Here is a 24,149-nt window from a genome sequence, read left to right as displayed (position 1 = left end):
TCAGGTTGATTCAGGCTGCTCCGTTTTCGGGGCAGCTTTTTTTTTCCTTAAATTGCTGTTCATGAAAACAGCTTACGAAGCCACCGCCGCCTTTGCCCGCAGCATGGACGCGGCCGACCCGCTGGCTCCATTCAAAAACCAATTCCATTTCCCGCAGCACAACGGGCAAAACAGCATTTACTTTTGCGGCAACTCCCTCGGCCTGCAGGCCAAAACAGTGGAAGCCGCCATCCGGCAGGAGTTGAAAGACTGGCAGGACATGGCGGTGGAAGGCTACTTCAGGGCGAAACATCCCTGGCTGTATTACCAGTATAATTTCAGTACGGCCCTTGCCGCCATGATGGGCTGCAGCGAAGAAGAAGTAACGGTGATGAATACCCTCACCGTGAACCTGCACCTCATCCTGCAGAGTTTCTACCGGCCGGGAAAAGAACGGTGCAGGATCATCATGGAAGCCGGCGCATTCCCGTCGGACCAGTACGCGATTGAAACGCTGGTGCAACTGCACGGCCTGCAGCCGGATGAAACCATCGTGGAAATACATCCGCGCGCCGGCGAAAAGCTGTTACGCACGGAAGATATTCTGCAAACCATCCGCGAACAGGGCCCGTCGCTCGCGCTCGTGCTGATGGGCGGCATCAACTACTACACCGGGCAGTTTTACGACATGCCCGCCATTACCGCCGCTGCGCACGAAGCAGGCGCCTATGCCGGCTGGGACCTCGCGCATGTAGCCGGCAACATCCCGCTCGAACTGCACAACTGGGACGTCGACTTTGCCGTGTGGTGTTCTTACAAGTACCTGAACGGCGGGCCCGGTGCGGCCGGCGGGTTATATGTGCATGAACGTTTCGGCAACGATCCCGCATTCCCGCGGCTCGGCGGCTGGTGGGGGAACGATGAAAAGACGCGTTTCAAAATGGAAAAGGGTTTTGTGCCCCGCAGCGGCGCGGCCGGGTGGCAGATCAGCACCGCGCAGGTGTTCAACATGGTGGCGTTGAAGGCTTCGCTGGAACTGTTGCACCAGGCCGGCATCCGGCAGCTGAGAAACAAAAGCATCGCGCTCACGGGTTACCTGGAGTACCTGTTGCAGCAGTTGCCGCTGCCCTGCGAGATCATCACGCCCGCCGACCCGCAACAGCGCGGCGCGCAGCTGTCGCTGTTTTTCCCGGAGAACGGCAAAGCCATTCACACGAAGATGATGGAGCAGGGGATCATCTGCGATTACCGCGAGCCCGGTGTGATACGGCTGGCGCCCGCACCCATGTATTGTTCTTTTACCGATGTATTCCGTTTGTACGAGGTGTTGCGGAATTTTAGTGTGTAAGCCGGGATTTGAATCGTTGCAGCCGCTGAAAAAAGCAGCATGGCTATCCCATCACAGGACAAAATTTATCTATCCAAAATCCACCATATGAAACCACAAACCTGGCTGGCGCTCGGGGATTCCTACACGATAGGCGAAGGCGTTCCCCTCCACGACAGTTATCCCTACCAGGCCCTGCAAATGCTGCGGGCCGGCGGGCGGGCGTTCCATGCGCCGGAGATCGTGGCGCGCACGGCATGGACGAGCCACGAACTGATCGCACATGTACAGCAAATCCACCTCCAGCCCACCTACGATTATGTCAGCCTGCTGATAGGGGTGAACGATCAGTACCGGGGATTGAAAGAAGACGATTACGAAAGCAGTTTTGAATGGCTCGCCGAAAAAGCATTGCTGCTCACCCGGGGCCTCGCCGCGCATGTGACGGTGCTCAGCATTCCCGACTGGGGTGTGACCCCCTACGCCGCCGGCCGCGACACTCATGCCGCCATCGACCGGCACAACGCCATCAACCGCAACATCAGTACGCGCAAAGGGTTTCATTACATCGACATCACGGAAGAGTACAGGCGCACCGGCGGTCTGGCGGAGAATGTGGTGGAAGACGGGCTGCATCCTTCCGCGGCCGTATACCGCCGCTGGGCGGAGGCGCTGGTGAAAAATCTTTGATAATATACCCTGATATACTACATTTGCAGGCACCCCGGGAGTTCCCGGGTTTATCATTTTATGCGAAAATCCCTGTACCATGGCGGGCCTTTGGGCCGGATGGCAGGGTTTACTATCTTTATGAAACATTGCGCAGGAATAAAAGATGCCCGCGCAGTCATCCATCAGGCCATTGAAAGCAGGCAATCTCCTGGTGTAAGTACTTTAACCTTTTTAAAACTGTGTATGCAATTTCTGGATTTTGAAAAACCAATTGCGGATCTGTACGAACAACTGACGAAGCTGAAAGAGAACGGCGACAAATCCGGTGTGGATGTGTCTGCTACCGTTAAGGAGTACGAACAGAAAATAAACGACACCAAACAACAGATCTATAACAATCTTACCAGCTGGCAGAAAGTGCAGCTGAGCCGGCATCCCGAGCGGCCGTACACGCTCGAATATATCGAAAGGATGACCACCAGTTTCGTGGAGCTGCACGGCGACCGGAATGTGAAGGACGATAAGGCGATGGTAGGCGGCTTTGCCGACCTCGACGGTGAAACGGTGATGTTCATCGGCCAGCAGAAAGGCGTGAACACGAAGATGCGCCAGATCCGCAACTTCGGTATGGCCAATCCCGAAGGGTACCGCAAGGCCCTCCGCCTCATGAAACTGGCGGAGCGGTTCAACAAACCCATCGTTACCCTCATCGACACGCCGGGCGCTTATCCCGGCCTCGAAGCAGAGGAGCGCGGGCAGGGCGAAGCCATCGCACGCAACCTCTTCGAAATGGTGAAACTGAAAGTACCCGTGATCTGCGTCATCATCGGAGAAGGCGCTTCCGGCGGCGCGCTGGGCATCGGCATCGGCGACCGCATCTTCATGCTCGAAAACAGCTGGTACACCGTGATCTCTCCCGAAAACTGCTCCACCATTCTCTGGCGCAGCTGGAACTTCAAGGAGAAAGCGGCCGAAGAACTGAAACTCACCTCCGGTTACATGAGCCAGTTCGGCCTTGTAGACGGTGTGATCAAAGAACCCGTCGGCGGCGCACATTCCAACCATGAAGAAATGGCAGACATCCTGAAAGCCTCGCTCAAAAAAACACTGGCCGAATTAAAGCAGATCGATCCGGAAACCCGCATCACTCAACGTATTGAGAAGTTTTCGAATATGGGCTTTTTTGAGGAGCGTTAATACATTTCTATTGCGGGAACCAATCCAAATTTCAATATTTGCATTTTTTTCCGGGCCTATAAGGCTATTTTGACAAAGTTCGATATGCTACAGCAACAACTGAGGGGAACCGGCGTAGCGCTGGTAACGCCCTTTACTACACAAGGAGCGATAGATTGGACAGGCCTCGAAAGGCTGATCAATCACGTGATCGGAGGCGGCGTAAATTATGTGGTGACACTGGGCACTACCGGTGAAACGCCCACACTGTCTTCCGAAGAAAAGCTGGACCTGATAAAATTTACGTTCGAGAAGGTGAATAAACGGGTTCCGGTGGTAGTAGGTATTGGCGATTACAATACCGCCGATGTTGTGAAGCGCCTCGACAGCTGTCCCCTCGACGAAGCCGCCGCCATCCTCAGTGTGGCGCCTTACTACAGCAAACCTACACAGGAAGGCATCTTCCAGCATTATAAGGCCATTGCCGCCGCTTCACCCAAACCGGTGATCCTCTACAATGTACCGTCCCGTACCGGCCGTAACATGACCGCCGAAACCACCCTGCGCCTGGCGCACGAGGTGAAGAACATCGTGGCCATGAAAGAAGCTTCCGGCGATATGGTACAGTGCATGCAGATCATCCGCGACAAACCGAAGGATTTCCTCGTGATCAGCGGAGACGACGCCGTGGCCATGCCCCAGCTCGCCTGCGGAATGGACGGGGTGATTTCCGTGGCCGCCAACTACTTTGCGAAAGACTTCTCCGGTATGGTGAAAGCCTCCCTGGAAGGAAACTTCGAAGAAGCCCGCCGCCTGCATTACAAAATGCTCGAAGGTTTCGACCTGATGTTCGCAGAGAACAACCCGGCCGGCATCAAGGCGTTCCTGCACCACGCCGGCATCGTCGACAACACTTTCCGCCTGCCGGTAGTGCCCGTAACAGTCCCTTTACAGGCTAAAATCGACGCTTACCTGAAGAATTACTAAGCAGTTATTCCATCTTGTTATAGGGCCGCATCCGTTGGGTGCGGCCTTTTTTATTGGTGCTGACAGGGAGTTTTCATTCATCCCGGCCATTTCTCCTGCTTATATCCACTTTAGTCTGGCTATAGTTAAGCCATATCTTTAATAGTATGAAGGAAGTATGAAGGAGATATGACGGGAATATAAAGGAGATATGACGGAACCCCCTGTAAACATAATACCAGTAACAGTTTCAGGCTAATTCAGGTTCGAAGTTTCCCAAAGCTTGCTCCCAACGGGCCCTGGAAGGAAAGGGGGGAAGTGGTAAGGAAGTGTCATATTGTCATGTTTTTTGTGTGTAAATGACTGATAGATAATTTGTTATTTTTAGACGGTTGCATTGCCGGCTACTATGCGCCGGGCCATAAAAAAGCCCCCGCCGGAGCGAGGGCCTTTCCTGATATGGATGTGCTTGCCTGAAAACGTTGCGCCCGTGGTGAGGGCCGCCCGATGACGAAACAGGCTGACGGTCACCTGGTGAGGAAGGCTGAATGTCCCCGGGATGACGCCGACGCTGTTACCTTTATAGGTACCCGCACGGTTATAGTGTTTATTGTTTTAATGCGTAAATATAGTATCTATTAGCGCATTGCGAAATAAAATATGTCATTTTTTATTGGATAAGATAAGTCGTGCCTTCCAGGGCCAGCTCGGTGTTGGGGAACACGGGAATGCTTTCGTCGAGGAAGGGCTGGAGCTCGGTGTATTTGGAGGAGAAATGCCCGATCAGCAGGCGTTTGGCCGCTGCTTTCTGCGCCAGGGTGGCGGCCTGCACGGCCGTGCTGTGAAAACGGTCCTGCGCCCGCTGTACGAGCGCGTGCAGGTAGGTGGCTTCGTGGTATACCAGGTCGGCGCCTTCGAGATGCGGCAGCAGGTCTTCGTCGTAGATACTGTCTGCGCAGTATACATATCGTTTGCCAGGGGCCGGGGGCAGGGTTACCCAGTCGTTTTTCACGAGCTGTCCGCTTTTCTGTTCATAGTCGGCGCCGTTCTGCAACTGCGAATAATACGCCGCCGGAATATCGTATGCCCGTGCCTGTTCTGGTATCACGCGGCGTTTGCGGCGCTGCGCGGAAAAGGAAAAGCCGTAGCAGGGGATGCGGTGTTTGGTGGGGAAGTAACTCACTTCCATGTCTTTTTCGCGGAAGAGCACGCCTGTTTTATCGGGCAGCAGCGCGTGGAAGGAGAGGTTGAACTTCAGGGTGGTGGCCGCGCACTGCAGCTGCAGGCGCAGGATTTCCTCCAGCTCCGGCGGGGCGTAGAGGGAGAGGGGCTCGGTACGGCCCAGCAGGCTCATGCTGTTGATGAGGCCGATGAGGCCGAAGTAATGATCGCCGTGCAGGTGGCTGATGAAGATGTGGCGGATTTTGCTGCGCCGCACTTTGTACTTCGTCAGCTGCATTTGTGTGCCTTCACCGCAATCCACCAGCATCAGCTGATCGTTATACGAGATCACCTGTGCGGTCGGATGCCGGTCGGGCGTGGGGATGGCGGAGTTATTGCCTAATATCGTTACAGCGAACATAAGTGCCTAAAAATAGTGATTATTCCTCGTCCATATTCAGTTCACGCTCCAGGTCCTCCATCATCACCATGTCGATGGCTTCGGAGAGGGTAGGCACCACGTTGAGCATTTCGGGGTACTGCGCGGCGAGCTCAGCTGTTAAATCGCTGTTAAGGTGGGCAACGGCGGCGGACAGTCCGCGATCGTACTGGCGGCTGTACACTGTAAAAATGGCTTTCAGTCCCTCGGGAGCGACAGACTGTACGGAACCCAGGTCCAGTATAAGATTCTTTTCCGCCAGTTCAGGTAAGCCATCCGCTTCCCGGAGCAGTTCTTCTGACATTTTAGCATCCAGCGCGGGCTCTTCCAGCCGTAAAACCACTATTTTTTCTTTGGTATCAATTTTGAATTGCATATTGCCGGATGTTGTTATTTTAACATTTAAAAAAAAGGACAATCGAAAAAGGAACCAGTCCGATAAATTATCCTTGCCGGAAGCAATACCCAATCAAAACATCCATTCTTCTCGTAAGTATATTTACCCAACAAGGCCTTTCAGCGCAAAAGTAAATCTTAACTTTTTATGTACAAGGATAAAAACTAATTCCAAATTTATTTGGTAATATTGTATAAGCAAGCCCCTGTAAGGGTTTAACAAAATCAACTACAATGGATCAGAATTTTTCACCGCAAGTAAAGGAGATCATTTCGTTTAGCAGGGAGGAGGCTTTACGCTTGGGAAATGATTTCATCGGTACGGAACACCTGCTATTGGGTATTATTCGTGAAGGTGAAGGGACGGCTGTTAAAATTCTACAGGCACTGAACGTGGATCTTTATGAACTGCGCAAGGAAGTAGAACTGGCGATAAAAGACAAGACGGGCAAGAACATAGCGAATATCAATAGTCTGCCGCTCACACGACAGGCAGAGAAAGTGATCCGTGTAACCGTGCTGGAAGCGAAAGCGCTCAAGAGTCCCACCGTGGAAACCGAGCACCTGATGCTTTCCATCCTCAAGAACAAAGAAAACGTATGTACTCAAATCCTTCAACAGTTTGACGTGGACTACGATACTTTTAAAAACGAATTGGGCTTCGTAAAATCTGCAGATCCGAAAGCAGAATTCGATGACCCCGGAGAAGAGGAGTTTGAAGACGAGCGTAAGAGTTATGCTTCAAAAGCAAAACAAGCCAATACGAAGTCTAAAACACCTGTACTCGACAATTTTGGCCGCGACATCACCAAGCTGGCCGAAAGCGGTAGCCTCGACCCCATTGTGGGCCGTGAGCAGGAGATCGAACGCGTTTCGCAGATTCTCTCCCGCCGTAAGAAGAACAATCCCATCCTCATCGGGGAGCCGGGTGTAGGTAAAACCGCCATCGTGGAAGGCCTGGCCCTCCGCATCGTGCAGCGCAAGGTTTCCCGCGTGCTGTTCGATAAAAGGGTGGTCAGCCTCGACCTCGCTGCGCTGGTGGCCGGTACCAAATACCGCGGCCAGTTCGAGGAAAGGATGAAAGCGATCATGAACGAGCTGGAAAAAAACAGGGACGTGATTCTCTTCATCGATGAGATTCACACCATCGTAGGCGCCGGCGGCGCTTCCGGTTCGCTCGATGCTTCCAACATTTTCAAACCCGCTCTCGCCCGCGGCGAGCTCCAATGCATCGGCGCCTCCACACTGGATGAGTACCGCATGTACATCGAGAAAGACGGCGCGCTCGACAGAAGGTTCCAGAAAGTGATGGTGGATCCCCCGACCGTTGAAGAAACCATCCAGATCCTCAACAACATCAAACCGCGCTACGAAGAATACCACAACGTAAGCTATACGGACGATGCGATTGACGCCTGTGTGAAACTCAGCGACCGGTACATGACCGACCGCCTGCTGCCCGACAAGGCCATCGACGTGCTCGATGAAGTAGGCGCCCGCGTCCACCTCAAAAACATCAATGTTCCGCAGAACATCCTCGACCTGGAGAAACAGATCGAAGACATCAAGCAGGAAAAAAATAAAGTAGTGAAGAGCCAGCGCTTTGAAGAAGCCGCGGCCCTGCGCGACACCGAAAAGAAACTCGGCGAAGACCTCGAAAAGGCCAAAGCCGTGTGGGAAGAAGAGGTGAAGCACAAACGCTACCCCATTGATGAAGAGGCCATCGCCGAAGTGGTGAGCATGATGACCGGCATCCCCGTGAAACGGATGGTGCAGGCAGAGAATGAAAAACTGCGCCGCATGGGTGAAGACCTGAAAAGCGCCGTGGTTGGACAGGAAGAGGCCATCAGCAAGGTCACCAAAGCCATCCAGCGTAACCGCGTAGGGTTGAAAGACCCGAAAAAGCCGATCGGTACCTTCATCTTCCTCGGGCCGACCGGGGTGGGTAAAACCGAGCTGGCCAAAGCGCTCGCCAAATATATGTTCGACTCCGAAGATGCGCTCATCCGCATCGACATGAGCGAATACATGGAAAAATTCTCCGTAAGCCGCCTCATCGGCGCGCCTCCGGGATATGTAGGATACGAAGAAGGCGGCCAGCTCACCGAAAAAGTGCGCCGCAAACCTTACTCCGTGATCCTGCTCGACGAGATCGAAAAAGCACACCCGGATATCTATAATATCCTGCTGCAGGTGCTCGACGATGGTATCCTGACGGATGGCCTGGGCCGGAAAGTGGACTTCAAGAATACCCTCATCATCATGACCTCCAACATCGGCGTACGCCAGTTGAAAGATTTCGGTGCAGGGGTAGGCTTCACCACCAACGCAAGGGCCGTAACGGAAGAAGAAAACACCAAAGCCGTGATCGAGAAAGCGCTCAAACGCACCTTCTCTCCGGAGTTCCTCAACCGTATCGATGATGTGATCATCTTCAACTCCCTGTCCAAGGAGCACATCTTCACCATTATCGATATCACCATGAAGAGCGTACTGGCGCGTTTGCAGAACCTGGGCTTCAGCCTGGAACTGACCGACGAAGCCAAAGGCTTCCTGGCGGAGAAAGGCTACGACCAGCAGTTCGGCGCCCGTCCGCTGCACAGGGCCATCCAGAAATACCTGGAAGATCCCCTGGCGGAAGAAATCCTCAACATGAACATTCATAACGGGGATATCCTGATCGCCGACCTGGACAAAGAAAACCAGAAACTGGTGTTTTCGCTGAAAAATCCATCGAAAAGCAAATCAGAAAAATCAGAAGCTTAGTTTTTAAGGACTGTTAAATAGAGAAGAAGGTTGCCGGAGTATTCCGGCAGCCTTTTTTTATGGGGATGCTTTGCACGGCGGCAACTGCCCGCGTTGCAGGAAGCCTTTAGCCTTTGCCTGTTTGCCGGTGTATCCCGACAGCGTTTAACCTTTGCCTATTTGCCGCTGTATTCCGGCAGCCTTTTTTATCAGGACAGGATTTTTACAACAGCATCTCCCTGCGTTGCAGGAAGTCGTTTAACCCTGGACTATTTGCCAGGAAAAACGATGGCTCTGCGTGTGTTTTTCAACGAAGCCCATTCATCGCAGAAGTCAACGGCAACTCCCTTTTTTCATAATAATACAGTGCCGTAACCACCCCGAATTTTTCACATCAATTCACCCCTCCGGGCGGGTACGCACCCTCTTTCTGAAACCCTCTTTTAGCACGGCCTGGCGAAGCGCCGGCTCCGTATTTTGTCTTCGGTATCTTATTGGAAATCAATCGCACTTTTGCAACTGCTCACAGAGATAGAAAGCCTGCAGTAACTTTATTCAATTGATTATCAAAAGTTATATTCCCCTTCCATTATTCCTTAGATATTAAATAAATAAAAAACATTATAGAAATAACGTATTAATCAAAATATATATGTAATATTGTGCCTGCGTTGTTACCCTAAGATCGGGAGGTGGAAAATATAAATGTTCAGGCATAGTAGCTCCCGTTTTTATAGGGTTTCAGAGAGAGGTTTTTTTATCACATCGGCATGATCATCAAAAATCATATATCGTAAACTTAAGGACTTATTTTTAACCTATTACCTATGAAAAAATCACTACGCATAGCCAGTATGCTACTGGGTGCGCTGTTGTTCTTCTCCTACAGCAACAGTTTGAAAGCGCAGGTCAAAATCGGGGGCAATCCGGCAGTTGTGGATCCGAACGCCATTCTCGAACTCGAAAGCACCCGTAAAGGTCTTTTGCTGCCGAGGCTGACGGACGCCGGTTTCCAGTTACTGAACGCCAGCCCCACCATCGCAAACGGTTTGCTGATTTACCTGAGCCAGCCCTCCGGCGCTTTACAGCCCGGTTTTTATGTAAGGCAGAACAACCAGTGGCAGCTGATCGACGCCAGCGGCGGCGCATCTTCTCCCTGGAGGATCAATGGTAACGGTTTCCCCGCTGGGCAGTCGCCCTGGCTGGGTACCAGTTCGGCCAACCCGTTCACCATCCGCACCAACAACCTGCCTCGTTTAGGCATCGATGAAAACGGCGTGTTCAACTTCACGGGTACGGGTTATTCATTTGCGGGCGTAGGCGCTGCGGCTCCCACCGACAATGATGTGCTGGTGATCAACGCCAGCGGGCAGATCTTCAAAAAAGACCTCAGCCTCGTATCGGTTACTTCCCTGAACGGCCTTTCCGGCGCGCTCAACCTCGACATCAGCGCGGCCACGCATGCGCAGGCGGCGTTCACCACCACCGCCGGCAGCCCCGTTATTTCACTGGAGCTCCCCATCATGCAGGATCATACCACGCAGCAATACGGCTTCATTACGGCGGCCGATTATGAAAAGTTAAAGAACCTCACGGCCGCCAACGCTTTCACATTTGCGGACTTTGTGGCCGACGACGCGCTGGCCAACAACGGCGGTAAATTCGAATGGACCGGTACCCAATGGGAACTGCGGTTGAATGAGGCGGGCGAAAACCGCGCAGGTATCGTTACCACCGGTGCGCAAACCTTCGCAGGCGATAAAGTATTCAAAGGCAACGTAACGCTCGGAAGTGCTTCTTCCCAGCTCAACATCAACGGTCCCGTGATGTTTAACTCCCTCGTGGACATTGATGCGGCGGCTACGGAATACAACGTGCTGCTGTCGAACAGCGGCAAACTGCTCCGCTCCGTGACCGTACCCAAATGGAAATTCGGCGGTACGGGCATCTCCGGTATCTCCATCGTGGACGGTGCCACTACGCACCCCGCGGTAGCCGGTACTACGGCAGACGGCACACTGACGTTCGAAATGGTGAAAACCGGAACGGACTTCGCCATCACACCAGGTACTAATAAAATCACTTTCGATATGCCGGACGCATCCGCCACCGCGGATGGTCTGATCACCAAAGACGCGCAGGAAATCGGCGGCACCAAAACCTTCAAAGGCGAGATCGTGGCCAACGGCGCTTCCAACGCCCTGAAAGTGGACGGCGGCCTCAAGATCAAACACCGTGCGCTTGACGCAAGCGGCAACGTACTGGAATCCGATTACGTACTGCTGGTGAAAGGCAATAACGGTTCCCCCGAAGTGCCCGTTACCCTGCAGCCCGCAGCCAGCAACAGCGGCCGTGTGTACGTGTTCACCAGGCTGCCCCAGAGCGGCGTTTCTTCCGACGACGAATCTACTTCCGTAGTGCGCATCCGCGATGCGGGCACGATCGTAGCGGAAATCAGCGAACCTTATACTTCCATCACCATTTTGTCTGACGGCACCAAATGGATCGTAGTGAGCAGGTCAATGGGTGGTATATAATTTTTATCCGATTGAAGTGAACGGCCGGTAAGTTGGCCGGCCGTTCCTTTATAATCCAATTAAAAAGGTATGCACATATTCTACAAGACAAACCCGCGCATTTTCAGCCGCCTGCTGCCTTTGATGCTGACCCTGTTCGCTTTGCCGGCCGCAGCGCAGATAAAATTCGGGGGGCCTCCCGTACTCCGCAACGACGCCATTCTTGAGCTGGGCTCGGGGAAAAAGGGGCTGTTACTGCCACGTGTGAACAACGCCGCCATCGCTTCCCATCCGCTCGATACCGCGGCGGCCGGTATGTTGGTGTTCAATACCAACGATCAGAGCCTTTACATCAAAAAATTCGATGCGCTCACGCCCTGGACGCGCATCAACGACGGGAATAATCTTTCCCTGAACAGTCTGACCGACGTGAATATCGGCGCACCCGCCGCCAACCAGCTGATACGCTTTCAGGCCGGCAAATGGAGCAACTGGACCCCTGACTTTATTTCAACATCACAGCTGTTGACCTTTACCGGCGGTGATGTGGAAGGCACTACCGCACTAACCGGAAACATCGTCCTGAACCTGAAGAATTCCGTTGCCGCGGGATCTTTTCCCAAACTGACCTACAACGCCAAAGGATTGATAACCGGCGGAGGACCGCTGCTGGCTGCGGATATCACCGGCGGCTCCAATAATTACATCCAGAACCAGACGGCCGCGGCGCAAACATCCGCCGGCTTCCGCATCGACGGGGCAGGTACCGTCAAGTCGATGACCGTGACGGATATGACTGTAGACGGTGGTGTGGTGTTTACGAACGCAACAGGAACGGTTGCACAGAAAGCCGCGCAGCTCGTATGGGATAATGCCAGTAATGAACTTGGCGTTGGTACGGCTACGCCGGGAGCGAAACTCGATGTGAACGGCGACTTCAAGCTGGGTACAAACGGCACGCCGCTGGTTGGTATCCAGAAAACATCCGTGAGCGTCACGGACATCACTCCCTTTTCCTGGAGCGATGCGCCGAGGCAGGTAGTGGCGACGCTACCCACGGGGATCGTACTGAAAAGCAACGACAATATTATTGTGAACCCGCGTACGAATTTGACTGCCAGGGTTGGTATTGCATGGTCGCGAGTGACCAACGCGGGCGCGCGGCAAATCACGGTATGTTTTAATAACACCGGTAATGATGCCACAGTAGGCACAGTGGTGTTAGACGTCACCATCATTCAAAACTGATCATCCAGACCCATGCGTACCTGTCTTTCCATATTGCTCCTGTTGTTTGCACTGCCGCTGGCGGCGCAGCAGGACCTTTACATTGCGCCCGGCACCCGTTTGCAGGTAGCGCAGGGCGAGGCGCTGAGCATTTATGGCAGCGTGGTGAACGATGGGGCGCTGGGCACGGCGGATAACGCCGTGATCAACTTTTTCGGCAAAGCCTGGAACAACGGCATGGGCGCATCGATGCCCGACAACAGCCAGAATGGTTTTTCGGCGAAGGGAGGACTGTTCCGTTTTTCCGGTAACAATCCTCTATACGGCAACCTCGGCGCGCAACAGGTGTTCGGCGGGTACAGCATCGCATCGCGCCTGGGCGCTACTTTCCCGAATCTTGAAGTGGACAACCGCCTTGGTTTGCTGCTGGCCGACCTGAGCGATCTCAAGGTGCGCAATACCCTGCATTTCACCAGCGGCCATCTGTTCCTCAACGGATGGAACCTGGTGGTAGGGCACGGTAATCCCGGCACCATCACGGGGTACAGCGATCAGTCGTTTATCATCACCGGCACCGGCATCGCCGGCGGTTTCGTGTACCGCGAGCAGGTGAATGCGGCGGCGGGCAAAATCATATTTCCCATCGGTACATCCATTTCCACATACGCCCCCGCAGCCATTGAATTCGACGGCGCTGCCGACGACATCCGCGCACGGGTGTTCGACAGCGTATACCAGTATGCTATTTCCGGCATCACCAATAAACTCGACTTCACCAACAAAACCTGGAACATCGCCAAAACAAAACCGGATGCTGCCGCTACCAAACTCACGTTGCAGCATATGGATGCGGATGAAGGCTCCGATTATGCCGCTTTCCGCTCCGCCAGTTACGTGACGCGCTTTGCCAACAACACCTGGGATTACGTGGAGAATCCCGGCAGCCTGCCCATGCCCGGCAATATCACTACCCGCGGCACGCTCCGGAACGCCACCATGCACCTGCGCGTGTTGCAGGACGGCATCACCACCAATGAATATTTCACCAAGGCTTCCGTTTTATACGGACCGTATGCACCTGCTGTTTTTATTCTCTTTAACGCCTACCGCCTCAACGAAAGTTTCGCGCAACTCGACTGGTCGGTGAACCGCGAACTGAACAACGACCGCTTCGAGATCGAAAGGCGTTTCGAAAACGAGACCGATTTCACCAAGGCCGGCGAAGTGCGTTCCATAGCACCCAACGGCAACGCCAACATCCGCCTGGATTACAAATATGCCGATCCGAATTCATACGACGGCTGGACGTATTACCGCATCAAAGCCGTGTCGCGCAACGGCCGCGTGAGTTATTCCGAGATCAGGGCCGTGCCGCCGTTCCTCAGGGTGGACGTATGGCCCAACCCCAACGTGGGCCAGTTCCAGGTGCGCATCCGCGGCCAGCAGACGGAGCTGTTCATGCAGATCGTGAACAGCGCGGGCCAGCTGGTGAACCAGTACGAAATCGTCGGCGAGCGCACCATTCACGTGAGCCATCTTTCCAAAGGCACTTATGTGCTGGCATTCTACGATCAGGCCACACGCCGCCTCGTACGCACCTTCAAAGTCATCGTCATAGACCGCAGGTAACAGAAAACTCTTTGATTATTCCCGGATTTGCGGCAAATTTGCAGAAGCAATTGGTACTATCTGCATATCTAAAATCCGGGGCTTGAAAAAGATCATCATTACAATAGACGGTTATTCCTCTTGTGGAAAGAGCACGCTGGCCAGGCAACTGGCGGAACAGCTGAATTACCTGTATATTGACAGCGGGGCCATGTACCGGGCCATTACGCTGTATTTCATCCAGCAACGGGTAGACTGGGCGGACCAGGTGCAGGTAAAAAATGCGCTCGCCAGCATTCATCTCGAATTCGTTTACAACCAGATTTCAGGGCGGAATGAAATGTTCCTCAACGAAGAAAACGTGGAGCAGCTCATCCGTGAAATGCTCGTGGCCGAGAAAGTGAGCGAAGTGGCCGCTATCCGCGAGGTGCGCGAGTTTGCCGTGGCGCAGCAGCAGAAAATGGGCGTGCAGAAAGGCATCGTGATGGACGGGCGCGACATCGGCACCGTAGTATTCCCCCACGCCGAACTGAAGATCTTTATGACCGCAGACCCCGCCGTGCGCGTGGAACGCAGGTTCAAAGAGCTTTACGAAAAGAATAAGAACGTGACCCTCCACGAAGTGAAAGAAAACCTCGAGCTCCGTGATTATATCGACGCCAACCGCGAAGTAAGTCCCCTCCGCAAAGCCGAAGACGCCATCATATTGGATAACAGTCAGTTATCGATGGATGAGCAGCTGGAGCTGGTAAAACAGTGGGTGGAAGACGCCATTATGGAGCATTCATCTTGAAACTTTTTTTGTATATATCAAAAACGTTATTACCTTTGAAGTAAGAGGGATTGTTTTCCCCGGTAATACTTTATACCTCATCCTCAGAAATTCCTGCAATTTTAATGGTCTTGGCCCGTACGTTCCATAAAATGGAAATGTGACGATATATGCCGCTGATACTTTTTGGACCTGATTGACACATACCTTGAAAAGAACCTGAATTTTGTTGCACATCAGAAATGATCTGAGCTACCGGATGGCGCTACGGCGGATCCCGTAACTTTTGTATCGCAGCAAAGCGGTTCGGCGTGATGTCCAAAAAAAGGCTTTTTGCCATATCCCGGACGTATATCCAGAAAAAGACCACACTATTAACCGTTTATAACGAACTACGATATATATATCAGGCATCCGGGCTTTCGTATGGGCCGGTGTGTTTAAACTTAATGTGAGATACGGCCGTTATGGTCCTGTTTCATATTTTCAGTAGGTGTATTCGGTTAATAGGAAAGGGGCGAATTCTTTCGCCCCTTCACCATTTTAACCGGCCCGGGAAATCGCCGCGCAGCAGCTGCACCCGATTATTTCCGAATGGCCGCCGATTTCTGTATCTTAGTTGCGCTGTTCACCTATTACCATGTCTTCCAAAGGACTGATCTTTACCATCATCGTATTTTTATCCCTGTGGATGCGCGCATCCGCCCAGGACTCGTTGCAGGTATCCCGCAGCCTCGATTCCGTGCGTAAAATGCCGGACGATACGGCCAAGGTGAACCGGCTGATCAGCAAAGCCAAGGGATTATACCGCTTTTACGACAGCCGTGGCCAGGATAATGCCTACCTCCAGGAAGCCATCACCGTTGCGCAGAAACTGCGTTACGCAAAAGGCCTCGCGGAGGCCTATAACGAATTGGGGACTTCCAAACGCAACAGGTCGCAGTACCTGCTGGCCACCGATTATCACGAACGGGCCCTCAAAAGTGCGGAAGACGCCCGCGATAACCGTTTAATCACCATCTCGCTCAATAATATCGGCGTCGACTACCGGCGCCGCGACATGCTGGAAAAAGCCTTCGACTACCACTTCCGGGCCCTCAAGGCCGCCGAAAAAGATAACGACGAACGCAGCATCGCCATTGCCACCAATTCCATCGGCAACATCAAACTGTCCGACAACAAATTCCACGAAGCCATCGAGGTGTTCAACCGCAGCCTGAAACTCGAACAGAAACGGGAAAACGACCTCGGCATCGCCATCAACCTGGGCAACCTGGGATATGCCTACGAGGGGCTGGGGCAGCTCGACAGGGCCATCGAGTTTTACAGACAGTCGCTGGCCGTGAATGAAAAACTGAACAACACCACCGGCATGTCCATTTGTTACACCTGCCTGGGCACGGCCTACCAGAAAAAGAAGAACTATCCCCTGGCCATGGAGTACCTGCAGAAGGCGCTGGCCATCAATGACAAGGTAGACGACAAGATACATGTGGCCGACAGTTATATCAGCATCGGCCGGCTGCTCAACGAAGAAGGCAAGTACGAGGAAGCCCGCAAATACCTGCAGCAGGCCATCGACCTCGGCCTGAAATGGGGCTTCAAATCCACCCTCATGGAAGCCTACAAATCGATGGGCGATAACTACAAAAGGGCCGGCGACCTGACCCTCGCCATGGACAATAACAACTATTCCATCCTGTATAAAGACAGCCTGCTGCGGGAGAAGTCGAGCATCGAGTTCGCGCAGATGCAAACCCTGCACGACGTGCACCAGAAAGACAACCAGATCAAACAGCTACAGCAGGACCAGGACCTCAGCCAGTTGCGCATCCGCCGTAACCTGGCGCTGGCCATTGCGCTGGCCGGCTTCTTATTCATGCTCATCGTGGGCGGTTTCTTTTACATCCGCCACCGCAACCTGCAGGCCAACCGGCAAACCCTGCAGCTGGAACTGCGTTCGCTGCGCTCGCAGATGAACCCGCACTTTATCTTCAATTCGCTCAGCTCCATCCACCGGTACATCTGGAGCAACAACCAGGAGGAAGCGTCCGACTATCTCACGAAGTTTTCCAAACTGATGCGCATGATCCTCGACAACAGCCAGCATACGTTCATCCCGCTCAATAAGGAAGTGGAATCGCTGCGGCTGTACCTCGACCTGGAGGCCCTCCGCTGCAACAACATGTTTGACTACAGCATTTCGGTGGAAGAGCATATCAACGAAGAAGAGGTGCTGATACCGCCCATGATCATCCAGCCCTATGTGGAAAACGCCATCTGGCACGGTCTCGTGCACCGCAAGGAAAAAGGGATGCTGGACATTACCATCGGGCTGAAGGGCAAGGTGCTCGAGGTAACGGTAACGGATAATGGAATCGGCCGCAAGATGGCCATGGAAATAAAAGAGAAGAAAGACCGCATGCACAATTCAATGGGCATGAAAGTAACCGAAGGCCGCATAGCGCTCATCCGCAAGATCAACAATACCAAAGACGCAAATGTAGAGATCCACGATCTGCAGGACAACGGGCAGGCCACCGGCACAAGAGTGAGAATTGTATTGCCGGCAGAGTTTTTATTTTAAGCAGAGAAAATTTAAAAATCACCACATGAGCGAAATCAAAGCGATTATCGTCGACGATGAGCAGCATTGTATTGATGCCCTGCAGGCGATGCTGCAGAAAAAATGTCCCGAAGTAACCGTACTGGCCGGCGTAAACAGCGTACAGGACGCCCGGCGTGTGATAGACGAACTGCAGCCCGACCTGGTGTTTCTCGACGTGGAAATGCCGCATCAGAACGGGTTTGAATTGCTGAAGCAATACGAACGGATTTTCTTCGACGTGATTTTCACTACCGCCTATGAGCAATACGCCCTGAAGGCGATCAAATTCAACGCCCTCGATTACCTGCTCAAACCTTTCAGTGTACAGGACCTCCAGGAAGCGCTGCGCAAGTTCCAGGAGCGCCGGGCCAGCAAAGCCAACGATCCCGCCATCGCGCCGCTGGAGGTGTTTCTGCAGAACATGAAAACCATGCAGCAGACCAATAAAAAAATCGCCCTGCCCACCATCAACGGCCTGGTGTTTATGCCCGTGCAGAACATCGTGCGTTGCGAATCGACAGGGAACTATACCAAGCTGTTTTTCACCGACCGCAAGCAACTGCTGGTGTCGAAACCGCTGAAGGAATTCGAGGAGCTGCTGACCGATGCGGACTTTTTCAGGGTGCACAACTCCCACCTGATCAACCTGCAGCAGATGGAATCCTACATCCAGGGAGAGGGCGGCTTCGCCCTGATGAGCGACGGCACGCAGGTGGAAGTGTCACGGCGGCGTAAGGCCGATTTCCTGAAAAAAGCGATGCAGTTCTGACGGTGCAGAAGGGTCTGCCGGATTTACACCCAATCTTGCCACTTATCGGCTGTTCGATACCGGATATTAAATGGGGGTTGCGGTGGCTGAAGTGAGGTTGTACATTTGTTACACAATCAGAAAATCAATTGTTTGTTAGAAAAAAGAATTTTCTCTGCATTACTAGCGTTTGATTAGCCCCAAAGGAAAAAGGCACCTTCTGGTGTCTTTTTTGTTTTATATACCTCCCGTGTAATCAGGCGTTCGCCGGACGCTTGTTCCTTTCGGCCCGGATATGGAATGGCCGGTTGGGAGCATTTCACCCACTTTTCATGATACATGAAATATACCAGGCAGCGGTTCCTTTCGGCCCGGATATGGACAGCCGGTAGGCGTATTCCGTCAACCTTCCGTGATACGTGAAATATGCCAGGCAACGGTTCCTTTCGGCCCGGATATGGACAGCCGGTAGGCGTATTCCGTCAACCTTCCATGATAAGTGAAATATGCCAGGCAACGGTTCCTTTCGGCCCGGATATGGACAGCCGGTTGGAGTATTCCATCAACCTTCCACGATAGGTGAAATATGCCGGCCGCCGGTTCCTGTCGGCCCGGTGCGGAATAACCGGTTGCGCACATTCCATCCACCTTTCAAGTTGCCAGGCGCTTGTTCCTTTGGGGATGCGTGAGGAGCTACGCGCTGCCGTCGACCATTCCTTTATCATGAAATGATGTGTAGTCCCGACGCTTTTGGCGTTCAGGCAGGGCATACTGATCATGTCCGCGAAACTTTCATTTCATGCAGGCAGGTAACGGAAGGCAGTCGCCGGTTATCAGGAGAAGGCTGCCGCTTTCTCTTCCAGTTTTTCTTCGAGACCGTAAAAACCAAGGAGTTTGCGAATCACTCCTTCCACCACCGCATCGGGGCAGGAGGCGCCGCTGGTGAGCAGGAGGGTGACCACTTCCTTGCCGGGCAGGTAGCCGGTGCTGTGGAGTTCCTGGTGATGGTGGAAATCCCAGTGCAGTATTTCATTGGCGGAGAGGAGTTTCTCTTCCGACGAGATAAAGTAGGTGGGGAGTTTTTCTTCGCAGAGCTCCACGAGGTGGGAGGTGTTGGAGCTGTTGTAGCCGCCCACCACGATGGCGAGGTCGGCCGTAGCCTCGAGCATGCCGGTAACGGCCGTCTGGTTGTCGTTCGTGGCGTAGCAGAGCGTATCGCGGGTGTCGGCGAAATGCGCCGCCACCTGGTCGTCGGCCAGCCCGAACTTTTCGATGATGGCCTGTTTGATATAGTCGGCGATAGCCTGTGTTTCGGAGGCCAGCATGGTGGTCTGGTTCACTACGCCCACCCGTTGCAGGTGGCGGGTAACGTCGAAACCTTCAGAGTACTGTCCTTTGAACTCCTCGTAAAACTGTTCCGCCGGTTTACGGCCGTGTATGTATTCGGCGAGGCGGTGGGTTTCCTCCATGTCTTTCACCACCACGGTGGGGGTATGAAAGCGGCTGTGGGAAAAGGTGGCCCGGGTTTCTTCGTGTTTGGGTTTGCCGTGCACGATCACCGTGTATTCACGCGCGGCGATCTGCTCTGCTTTGTTCCAGACGCGTTCCACGAAGGGGCAGGTGGTGTTGTATTGCAGCGGCGTAATGCCGATGGCCTGGAGGCGGGCTTCTATCTCGAGGGTGGTGCCGAAGGCGGGGATGATCACGATGTCGTCCGAACGCAGGTCTTCCCAGGGAATGAGCTGTTTGCCGGAGGTATCCATCAGGAAACGCACCCCGCGGGAGAGCAGGTCGCTGTTCACCTGGGGGTTATGGATCATTTCGCTGAGCAGGAAAATCCGCTTTCCTTCGTTTTCGTCGATGGTTTTAAAGGCGATTTCGATGGCGTTCTCCACGCCGTAGCAGAACCCGAAGTGGCGGGCCAGCAGGATGCGTACCGGGCCAAAATCGAGCAGGGTAGGGCTGAAGTCTTTCTTCATGCGGTCCTGCTGCTTACGGTGCTGTTTAATGGCGGAAATCAGCGGACTGCGGTATATGATGGGTACGTTGAATGTTTTCATGTGTTCGGCCTCAATTGGGCAAAGATAAATGATATCTGCCGCAAGTACGAATGCGGAAATCTCAACTTTTCTAGTTAACTTTCATGTACTAAACCTTTTGTAGTAGAAACATCCAAGATCGTAGTATGTCCGGGCGCAGCCATGTGCCTGTAGGTGCCGTATATGCGGGCGTCAGTTTCCCCTCCGGAAAATGCCCGGTACGGTTGTGTTCCAGTGTATTCAGCGGGATGTTTTTTGCTGCCGGGAGCGGAGCAGTGTTTCTTTTTATGAGTATCGGGATTGCGGGAGCATGAATTGAAATGCGTTGCGGAACGGTTGAACGGGTTCCGGGTGCTCATTGGGGTACGGTGTGGTGCAGGCAGCGGCGCAGGTGCCAGTCTCCCGGAATTACGTGCTCATCGGGACACGTTGCGGTGTACGGGCAGGGATTCAGGTGCACATATCTTCCTGAATCAGGGTGCCCACTGAGTACAGGGACCGGTCTTCACAGGCGCTGCGGCCAGGTTTTTAACAGGCGGAATCGCTTCACAATGTTCGCGGAGTAGCCTTTAACAAGCATTTTACGTTTACTGATATAGACAAATGCAGTAGCCCTGGTTCTCCGGGGCTTTTTGCTTTTCTCAGGAAAAGATACGGCTGTCAGGTCTGGTTGGTTTTTTGGCCGGGCGCAGGCGAGGCTGCTATTTCTCGTCGCTGTACTTCTTCAGCCACTGTTTTTCTTCCGAAGTGAGGCTGTTGTAGCCTTTTTCGTTGATTTTATCGAGCAGCTGGTCGAGCCGGGTGGTATGCGAAGGCTCGTTATTGCGCACCACGCGGAGGGGTGATTTTTTAGGTTTGAATTTCTGGGGTTTCGGCCGGCGGGAAAACAGGCTCGTGATTTTTTCGAACAGGGCGATGAGGGGGGCGCAAAGGTCCGTGCCGTTGTTCTGGAGCGTGCGCACGTACACATACCCGAAAGCCGCTCCGCCGAGGTGGGCCAGGATGCCGCCCACGTTCCCGAGGGGGATGGTGATGATATCGATGACGATCACGCCCACGGCCACCCATTTCAGTTTGATGGTACCGAGGAACAGCAGGCCAATTTCGAGGTTGGGCATGAGGGTGGCGCTGGCGACCAGGAAACACATCACGGCCGCGGAAGCGCCGATCATGGGGCCGCCGAGCACGCCGGAAGTGGGGAGCGCGTAGTAGAACAGGACATATACCAGGGCGCCGAAGAGCCCGCTGAGCAGGTAAAGGGGGAGTACCCGTTTGTTGCCCAGCGTACTGCGGAACATATTGCCGAACCAGTAAAGGTTGAGCATGTTGAAGAAAATATGGAAAATCCCGGTGTGGACAAACATATAAGTCAGGATCCCCCAGGGCTTATACAATAATTCGTTATTATATATATTCAACTGGAGGTTATTCAGCAGGAACTGGTGGGCAACCGCCGCCACATCGAGCTGGAGAAAGGCGAGGAGGTACAGGATGCCGAGGAGGAGGAAAATGCCGATGTTCACAAACATGAGGTGATTGACCGTATTCTCCTGTTTGAGCCAGTGTTTGATATCCGATTGAAAAGAAGTGCCATTCATACCGGAAAATTAAAGAAAATTGTTGAGCTAAACGCGCAGGGGCCTGCATAGGAGGCGGGACGGGCGCTTCCCGGGTGATGAATAACAATATATGTAATCATTTGATTGACAGCCCGGATTTCGCCTAAATAAAATTGCCCGAAAGGGAATATTGGCGTATCTTTGCCTCCCTTAAAATACTTTACTTTAAAAGGAGGAAACAAATTTTGACAGAAAACAACATTACTAACGAACAAAACGCTGAACAACAGGCCCCGGAAGCAGCAGCTCCGGCAGCAACAGCGACAACAAATGCACCTGTTGCCACCGCTCACGACGATTTCGACTGGAGCGTGGACAAACGTAACGTATCTTCTTACACCAAAGAAGAGAAGGAAAAGTACGACCAGACTTACGACAGCACTTTCAAAGTGATCGAAGAGAACGGTCTGCTCACCGGTACCATCGTTGGCGTCACTAAAACAGATGTGGTGATCAACATCGGGTTCAAATCCGACGGTCTTATCTCCCTCAATGAGTTCCGCGATCTGCAGGGCATCAAAGTGGGCGACGAGGTGGAAGTACTGGTAGTTGAAAAAGAAGACCGCGACGGCAACCTGCACCTGAGCCGCAAACAGGCTCGTATGCAACGTGCATGGGAACGCATCGTGGAAGTTTACAAAACCGGCGAAGTGGTTACTGGTACCGTTACCAGCAAAACCAAAGGCGGCCTGATCGTGGACGTTTACGGCATGGAAACCTTCCTGCCCGGTTCTCAGATCGACGTTAAACCGGTTACCGACTACGATCAGTTTGTAGGTAAAACCATGGAGTTCAAGGTAGTAAAGGTAAACGAAGCTATCCGCAACGCCGTAGTATCTCACAAAGCCCTGATCGAAAGCGATATCGAACAACAGCGTGTAGACATCATCTCCAAACTGGAGAAAGGTCAGGTACTGGAAGGTACGATCAAGAACATCACCGACTTCGGTGCGTTCATCGACCTGGGTGGCCTGGACGGTCTGCTCTATATTACCGATATCAGCTGGGGCCGTATTTCTCACCCGAGCGAAGTACTCCAGATGGATCAGAAGATCAACGTGGTGGTACTGGACTTCGACGACGAGAAAAAACGTATCAGCTTAGGTTACAAACAACTGACTCCCCATCCTTGGGATACCCTGCCGGCTACTATCACCGAAGGTGCAAAAGTGAAAGGCAAAGTGGTAAATATCGAAGACTACGGCGCATTCCTGGAAATCCTCCCCGGTGTGGAAGGCCTGGTGCACGTATCCGAGATCTCATGGGCTTCCACCCCGATCAACGCCAAAGAGTTCTTCAAACTGGGCGAAGAGTACGAAGCAGTGGTAGTTACCCTGAGCAAAGACGAGCGCAAAATGAGCCTGTCTATCAAACAACTCACCGAAGATCCCTGGTCTACCATCGAAACTAAATTCCCGCTGGACAGCCGTCACAAAGGCATCGTGAAAAACATCACTCCTTATGGCGTATTCGTTGAGCTGGAAACCGGTATCGGCGGCATGATCCACATCTCCGACCTGAGCTGGATCAAACGCTTCAACCATCCGAGCGAGTACACGAAAGTGGGCAACGAGATCGAAGTGGTTATCCTGGGCATTGATAAAGACAACCGCAAACTGAGCCTCGGTCACAAACAGATCGAAGAAGATCCCTGGAACACTTTCGAAACTATCTTCCCGATTGGTTCTATCCACGAAGGAACTGTAGTGAAGAAAGACGACAAAGGCGCTACCGTGCAGCTGCAATACGGCCTGGAAGCTTACGCTCCCGCCCGTCACCTGCGCACTGAAGATGAAAAACCGATCGCCGTTGAAGATGTGAAAGAATTCATGATCATCGAATTCGACCGCAACGAAAAACGCATCCTGGTTTCTCACGCTAAAGTTTGGGAACAGGCAAAAGCCGACGAGAAAGACGCTGTGATCAAAGAAAAACGTGCTGATGCTGAAAAAACCCGCAAGACTGTGAAAAACATCCAGTCTAAGGTAGAAAAAGCAACCCTGGGCGATCTGGGCGCGCTGGCCGAACTGAGAGAAAAACTGAAACAATCCGAAGGTGGTGAAGAAAAGAAAGGTGAATAATTGACCTGATTGTTTTAAAAGATAAAAGTCCCCCGGTGTTGAGCCGGGGGACTTTTTTATTCGGATAGTT

General features: G+C 52.9%; 17 protein-coding genes. 13 read left to right on the top strand and 4 right to left on the bottom strand.

Going from position 1 to position 24,149, the window contains the following annotated elements; all coding sequences use genetic code 11:
• Positions 1-61 precede the first annotated feature (61 nt).
• The 4 genes from kynU (at position 62) to dapA (ending at position 4,141) form a co-directional block, all read left to right on the top strand.
• The gene (gene kynU, locus EGT74_RS02685; protein WP_123844993.1) at positions 62-1,327 is read left to right on the top strand and encodes a kynureninase; all 1,266 of its coding nucleotides are present in this window, start codon (positions 62-64) and stop codon (positions 1,325-1,327) included.
• A gap of 87 nt (positions 1,328-1,414) precedes the next feature.
• Positions 1,415-1,996, top strand: coding sequence for an SGNH/GDSL hydrolase family protein (locus tag EGT74_RS02680; protein ID WP_123844992.1), 582 nt, complete (start codon positions 1,415-1,417; stop codon positions 1,994-1,996).
• A 225-nt stretch (positions 1,997-2,221) separates the two neighbouring features.
• Positions 2,222-3,175 (top strand): acetyl-CoA carboxylase carboxyltransferase subunit alpha, encoded by a 954-nt coding sequence (locus EGT74_RS02675; protein WP_123844991.1) that lies wholly within the window; start codon positions 2,222-2,224, stop codon positions 3,173-3,175.
• Between the two features lie 84 nt (positions 3,176-3,259).
• A complete protein-coding gene (gene dapA / locus EGT74_RS02670; protein WP_123844990.1) occupies positions 3,260-4,141 on the top strand; it encodes a 4-hydroxy-tetrahydrodipicolinate synthase in 882 nt (293 codons plus the stop codon).
• A 649-nt stretch (positions 4,142-4,790) separates the two neighbouring features.
• Here the strand turns inward: dapA and EGT74_RS02665 are convergent.
• Entirely contained in the window at positions 4,791-5,702 is a 912-nt protein-coding gene (locus EGT74_RS02665; protein ID WP_123844989.1) for a ribonuclease Z, read from the bottom strand.
• A 19-nt stretch (positions 5,703-5,721) separates the two neighbouring features.
• Positions 5,722-6,096 carry an STAS domain-containing protein gene (locus EGT74_RS02660; RefSeq protein ID WP_123844988.1) on the bottom strand — a complete coding sequence of 125 codons (375 nt, stop codon included), beginning with the start codon at positions 6,094-6,096 and terminating at the stop codon, positions 5,722-5,724.
• Positions 6,097-6,350: 254 nt separating this feature from the next.
• On the opposite strand from EGT74_RS02660, the gene EGT74_RS02655 reads away from it, so the two are divergent.
• From EGT74_RS02655 to EGT74_RS02620, 8 genes are all read left to right on the top strand, one after another.
• On the top strand, positions 6,351-8,882 hold the full coding sequence (locus tag EGT74_RS02655; protein WP_123844987.1) for an ATP-dependent Clp protease ATP-binding subunit: 2,532 nt from the start codon (positions 6,351-6,353) through the stop codon (positions 8,880-8,882).
• A 30-nt stretch (positions 8,883-8,912) separates the two neighbouring features.
• Positions 8,913-9,236: a hypothetical protein gene (locus tag EGT74_RS02650; RefSeq protein ID WP_123844986.1), complete on the top strand. Its 324-nt coding sequence runs from the start codon at positions 8,913-8,915 to the stop codon at positions 9,234-9,236.
• 452 nt (positions 9,237-9,688) lie between these two features.
• The gene (locus EGT74_RS02645) at positions 9,689-11,398 is read left to right on the top strand and encodes a hypothetical protein (protein ID WP_123844985.1); all 1,710 of its coding nucleotides are present in this window, start codon (positions 9,689-9,691) and stop codon (positions 11,396-11,398) included.
• Positions 11,399-11,467: 69 nt separating this feature from the next.
• Positions 11,468-12,625, top strand: a complete 1,158-nt coding sequence (locus EGT74_RS02640) for a hypothetical protein (RefSeq protein ID WP_123844984.1) — start codon at positions 11,468-11,470, stop codon at positions 12,623-12,625.
• Positions 12,626-12,637: 12 nt separating this feature from the next.
• A complete protein-coding gene (locus EGT74_RS02635) occupies positions 12,638-14,233 on the top strand; it encodes a T9SS type A sorting domain-containing protein (protein ID WP_123844983.1) in 1,596 nt (531 codons plus the stop codon).
• Positions 14,234-14,315: 82 nt separating this feature from the next.
• Positions 14,316-15,005 carry a (d)CMP kinase gene (gene cmk / locus EGT74_RS02630; RefSeq protein ID WP_123844982.1) on the top strand — a complete coding sequence of 230 codons (690 nt, stop codon included), beginning with the start codon at positions 14,316-14,318 and terminating at the stop codon, positions 15,003-15,005.
• Between the two features lie 619 nt (positions 15,006-15,624).
• Positions 15,625-17,571 (top strand): tetratricopeptide repeat protein, encoded by a 1,947-nt coding sequence (locus tag EGT74_RS02625; protein WP_123844981.1) that lies wholly within the window; start codon positions 15,625-15,627, stop codon positions 17,569-17,571.
• A gap of 25 nt (positions 17,572-17,596) precedes the next feature.
• On the top strand, positions 17,597-18,361 hold the full coding sequence (locus EGT74_RS02620; protein WP_123844980.1) for a LytR/AlgR family response regulator transcription factor: 765 nt from the start codon (positions 17,597-17,599) through the stop codon (positions 18,359-18,361).
• A gap of 812 nt (positions 18,362-19,173) precedes the next feature.
• Here EGT74_RS02620 and EGT74_RS02615 read toward each other — a convergent pair.
• Both EGT74_RS02615 and EGT74_RS02610 read right to left on the bottom strand, forming a co-directional pair.
• Entirely contained in the window at positions 19,174-20,400 is a 1,227-nt protein-coding gene (locus EGT74_RS02615; RefSeq protein WP_123844979.1) for a 4-hydroxy-3-methylbut-2-enyl diphosphate reductase, read from the bottom strand.
• Between the two features lie 680 nt (positions 20,401-21,080).
• The gene (locus tag EGT74_RS02610; RefSeq protein ID WP_123844978.1) at positions 21,081-21,977 is read right to left on the bottom strand and encodes a rhomboid family protein; all 897 of its coding nucleotides are present in this window, start codon (positions 21,975-21,977) and stop codon (positions 21,081-21,083) included.
• A 206-nt stretch (positions 21,978-22,183) separates the two neighbouring features.
• On the opposite strand from EGT74_RS02610, the gene rpsA reads away from it, so the two are divergent.
• Positions 22,184-24,079 (top strand): 30S ribosomal protein S1, encoded by a 1,896-nt coding sequence (gene rpsA / locus EGT74_RS02605; protein ID WP_123844977.1) that lies wholly within the window; start codon positions 22,184-22,186, stop codon positions 24,077-24,079.
• Positions 24,080-24,149: the final 70 nt, after the last annotated feature.

Origin of the sequence: Chitinophaga lutea (assembly GCF_003813775.1) — a bacterium.
GTDB lineage: Bacteria > Bacteroidota > Bacteroidia > Chitinophagales > Chitinophagaceae > Chitinophaga > Chitinophaga lutea.
Note: the sequence above shows the minus strand (reverse complement) of the source record. Positions and strands in the feature narration are given on the sequence as shown.